This window comes from Agromyces humi (assembly GCF_009720255.1).
Taxonomy (GTDB): Bacteria; Actinomycetota; Actinomycetes; order Actinomycetales; family Microbacteriaceae; genus Agromyces; species Agromyces humi.
On the sequence record NZ_WJSP02000313.1, the window covers coordinates 1 to 4,403 of the forward strand.

General features: G+C 71.2%; 4 protein-coding genes. 1 reads left to right on the forward strand and 3 read right to left on the reverse strand.

The features are described 5' to 3' along the window. From dnaG to dusB, 3 genes are all read right to left on the reverse strand, one after another. On the reverse strand, positions 1 to 1,292 hold a 1,292-nt coding region (gene dnaG / locus GH736_RS17940; protein ID WP_159605754.1), incomplete at its 3' end, for a DNA primase. An 84-nt stretch (positions 1,293 to 1,376) separates the two neighbouring features. Continuing rightward, entirely contained in the window at positions 1,377 to 2,633 is a 1,257-nt protein-coding gene (locus GH736_RS17945) for a deoxyguanosinetriphosphate triphosphohydrolase (RefSeq protein WP_159605755.1), read from the reverse strand. A 1-nt stretch (position 2,634) separates the two neighbouring features. Continuing rightward, positions 2,635 to 3,792 carry a tRNA dihydrouridine synthase DusB gene (gene dusB, locus GH736_RS17950; protein ID WP_159605757.1) on the reverse strand — a complete coding sequence of 386 codons (1,158 nt, stop codon included), beginning with the start codon at positions 3,790 to 3,792 and terminating at the stop codon, positions 2,635 to 2,637. Between the two features lie 90 nt (positions 3,793 to 3,882). Here dusB and GH736_RS17955 point away from each other — a divergent pair, with 90 nt between their 5' ends. After that, on the forward strand, positions 3,883 to 4,365 hold the full coding sequence (locus GH736_RS17955; protein WP_159605759.1) for an aminoacyl-tRNA deacylase: 483 nt from the start codon (positions 3,883 to 3,885) through the stop codon (positions 4,363 to 4,365). The last annotated feature ends 38 nt before the right edge of the window (positions 4,366 to 4,403 follow it).

Here is a 4,403-nt window from a genome sequence, read left to right on the forward strand (position 1 = left end):
CGCCGAAGTCGCTGGGTCCGGGGACGTCGAGGCCGAAGCCGATGGCGCGGGCCCCCTCCTCGACCTCGGCGTCCTCGACCATGTGCATGGTCGCCTCGTCGGCACGGTTGTACACGCACGCGCCCCTCGACGGTCTCGAGGTCGTAGCGGGCGACCGTGTGGCGGATCACGAACTCGAACATCGGGGTGCGCGTGTCGACGAGCGAGCGCACCGCGGCGTCGCCGCGCGCGAGTCGCAGGTCGCACGGGTCGAGCCCGTCGGGCGCGACGGCCACGAACGTCTGCGCCGCGAAGCGCTGCTCCTCGGCGAAGGCGCGCATGGCCGCCTGCTGCCCGGCCGCATCACCGTCGAACGTGAACACGACCTCGCCGATGCCGGAGTCGTCGCCGAGGACCCGCCGCAGCACCTTGATGTGATCGACGCCGAACGACGTGCCGCACGTCGCGATCGCCGTCGTCACCCCGGCGAGGTGGCAGGCCATCACGTCGGTGTAGCCCTCGACGACCACGACCCGGTGCGTCTTGGCGATGTCGCGCTTGGCGAGGTCGAGTCCGTAGAGCACCTGCGCCTTGTGGTAGATCGCCGTCTCGGGGGTGTTGAGGTACTTCGGGCCCTGGTCGTCGTCGAGGAGTCGGCGCGCGCCGAAGCCCACGGTCTGCCCGGTCACGTCGCGGATCGGCCAGACGAGCCGGCCGCGGAACCGGTCGTAGACGCCTCGGTCGCCCTGGGAGACGAGTCCGGATGCCGCGAGCTCCTCGGTCGTGAACCCCCGCCCCTTGAGGTGGTCGGTGAGCGCGTCCCAGCTCTTGGGCGCGAAGCCCACGCCGAATCGGCGTGCCGCCTCGGCGTCGAACCCGCGCTCCCCGAGGAACCGGCGTCCGACCTCGGCGTCGGGTGCACCCAGTCGCTCGACGAAGAACTCGGCGGCGGCCTGGTTGGCCGCGAGCAGCCGGGCGCGGTTGCCGTGGTCGGACGCCTGGCCGCCGTCCTCGTAGTGCAGCTCGAGGCCCACGCGGCCGGCGAGACGTTCGACCGCCTCGGTGAACGAGACGTGGTCCATGCGCTGCAGGAACGAGTAGACATCACCCGATTCGCCGCATCCGAAGCAGTGGTAGTAGCCCAGCTGCGGTCGCACGTGGAAGCTCGGGCTGCGCTCGTCGTGGAAGGGGCACAGGCCCTTCAGGGAGCCGACGCCGGCGGACTTGAGGCTGACGTGCTCGCCGACGATGTCGGCGATGTTGGTGCGGGCCTTGACCTCTTCGACATCGCTCTGTCGAATGCGGCCCGCCATGGCTCTCATCCTAGTTCGCCCGCGAGCGGCGGAGGCCGGTTGCGGACATGCCGCCGCACGGGACGCCGCACCGCGGTGCGGCGCTCACCGTTGGACGAGCCGCTCGTACCAGGCGAGTGCGGACTGGTCGGTGAGGCTCGCGACCTGGTCGACGATGGCTCGCTTGCGGGCGTCGTCGTCGCCGGCCTCACGCCAGTCGGCGGCGAAGCCCGGATCGAGGTGCCGGTCGCCCGTCTCGTGGAGCAGGTCGGCGAGCGACGTGAGCACCTGGCGCTGCTGCGTGTAGATCGGCTGCCGGGTGTTCCTCGACATGACGAACGCGGCGACGATGCCCTTGAGCACGGCGATCTCGGCCTGGATCTCACGAGGCACGACCACGTCGGCGTCGAACCGGATGAGGCTCGCAAGCGGGAAGGCCGACCGCGTCGCGTCGGTGGCGGCGTGCGCGAAGCGGCCGATGAGCTGGCTCGTGAGGTTCTTCAGCCGCCCCTGCTCGAGGCGGCTGCCGCTCCACGTGTCGAGCCAGCCGTCGAGGGAGTCGAGCCGGTCGAACGCGGCGATGAGCTCATCGTGGGTGATGGCGCCGCCGATCCACTCGTACATCGACGAGACGAGCGCGTCATGGTCGACGCGGGCTCCGAGCGCGGCCACGTCGACATAGCCGTTCACGATCGCGTCCTCGAAGTCGTGCACGGAGTAGGCGATGTCGTCGGAGAGGTCCATGACCTGCGCCTCGATGCACAGCCGACGCTCGGGGGCCCCGGCTCGCATCCACTCGAAGACGGCGACGTCGTCGCGGTAGAAGCCGAACTTCGCCCGACCGCTGGGATCGGCGACGGACGTCGCCTCGGGCCACGGGTACTTGCAGCTCGCATCGAGGCTGGCGCGGGTGAGGTTCAGCCCGTAGCTGCGACCGTCGGCGTCGAAGACCTTCGGCTCCAGGCGCGTGAGGATGCGCAGGGTCTGCGCGTTGCCCTCGAAACCGCCGATGTCGGCGGCCCAGGTGTTGAGGGCGCGCTCGCCGTTGTGCCCGAAGGGCGGATGGCCCAGGTCGTGGGCGAGGCAGGCCGTGTCCACGACGTCGGGATCGAGGCCGAGGCTCGTGGCGAGCTCGCGGCCGACCTGGGCGACCTCGAGCGAGTGGGTGAGGCGGTTGCGGGCGAAGTCGAGGCCGGCCGTGGGGCTCAGCACCTGTGTCTTGGCCGCGAGTCGCCGCAGCGCGCTCGAGTGCAGCAGACGCGCCCGGTCGCGCGCGAAGTCGCTGCGCCGGTTCGTGTGCTCCTCGGGCAGCAGGCGTTCGGTGTCGGCGTCGTCGTAGCCGCCGAACAGTCGATCGCGCACGTCAGCCGCCGCTCGTGTCGAGCTCGGCGTCGACGAGCGTCGTGCGGTCGTGGCCGGCGAGCTCCTGCGAGTCGAGCCACCCCTCGGGAAGCGACGGATTCTTCGGCGTGCCCGCGCGCCCACGCGGTCCTTCGGCGCCTTCGCCCGGGTAGGGCATCGACCAGTCGAGCGTGCCGAGCAGGTCGTCGAGCTGCGCGAGCGACTCGACCGTGGCGAGCTTCGCCCGCAGTTCGCCGCCGACCGGGTATCCCTTGAAGTACCAGGCCACGTGCTTGCGGATGTCGCGGCAGCCCCGCTCCTCGCTGTCGAAGAACTCGGTGAGGAGCTCGGCGTGCCGCCGGAAGGTCTGCGCCACCTCGCCGAGCGACGGATGCGCAGTGGCCGACTCGCCGCGGAACGCCGCCGCCAGATCACCGAACAGCCACGGCCGGCCGAGGCATCCGCGCCCGACGACCACCCCGTCGCATCCGGTCTCGGCGACCATGCGGAGCGCATCGACGGCCGACCAGATGTCGCCGTTGCCGAGCACTGGCACGCTCGTGACCGTCTGCTTGAGCTCGGCGATGGCCGACCAGTCGGCCTCGCCCGAGTAGAACTCGGCCGCCGTGCGGGCGTGCAGGGCGATCGAGGCGACCCCGGCGCCCTCGGCGATGCGGCCCGCCTCGAGGTAGGTGAGGTGGTCGGCGTCGATGCCCTTGCGCATCTTCACCGTGAGGGGGATGTCGCCGGCAGCGCGCACGGCGCCCTCGACGATGTCGCGGAACAGCCCGCGCTTCCACGGGAGGGCGGCTCCCCCGCCCTTGCGGGTGACCTTCGGCACGGGGCATCCGAAGTTCAGGTCGATGTGGTCGGCCCGGTCTTCGGCGACGAGCATGGTGACCGCCTCGGCCACGGTCTTCGGGTCGACGCCGTAGAGCTGGATCGACCGCGGCGTCTCGGACTCGTGGTGCGTGATGAGCCGCATCGACTCGGGGGTGCGCTCGACGAGCGCGCGAGACGTGATCATCTCGCTCACGTAGAGTCCGGCGCCGAACTCGCGGCAGAGCCGGCGGAACGCCGTGTTCGTGATGCCGGCCATCGGGGCCAGCACGACGGGGACGTCGAGTTCGATCCCGCCGATCGTGAGCGGGGCCGCGGGAAGCGTGTCTGAAGTGGGCATCACCGTCGATTCTCCCAGAGTTCCGGTCGGCTTCGCCCGTGAGCGCCGAGCGCGCCTAGGATCCGAGGAGGACGAGGTGTGGAGGACGACATGGTCGACGGCGGGCTCACTGGTGCGGATCGGGTGCGAGCGGATGCCGCGGCGCGCGGCCTCGAGGTCGAGATCATCGAACGCCCCGCCGCTCGCAGCCTCGAGGAGGCCGCCGACCTGCTCGGCATCACCCCGGCCGACATCGTGAAGTCGCTCGTCGTGAAGCGCAGCGACGACACCTACGTGTTCGCGCTGGTGCCCGGCGGCCGGAAGATCTCGTGGCCGAAGCTGCGCGGGCTGCTCGGCGTCAACAAGCTCCAGCTGCCGGATGCCACGCTCGCGCTCGCGGCCACGGGCTATGAGCGCGGCACCATCACGCCGCTCGGCTCGACCACGGCCTGGCCGGTCGTGGTCGACGCGACCATCCCCGGCCGTCGCGTGTCGATGGGCGCCGGTGAGCACGGCCGCAGCATGTTCGTCGACGCCGACGACCTGGTGCGCGCGTTCGACGCGACCGTGGCCGACATCGCCGACCCCGAGTAGCGGTCAGTCCGCGGCGACGCCCGCGCCCGGGATGTAGC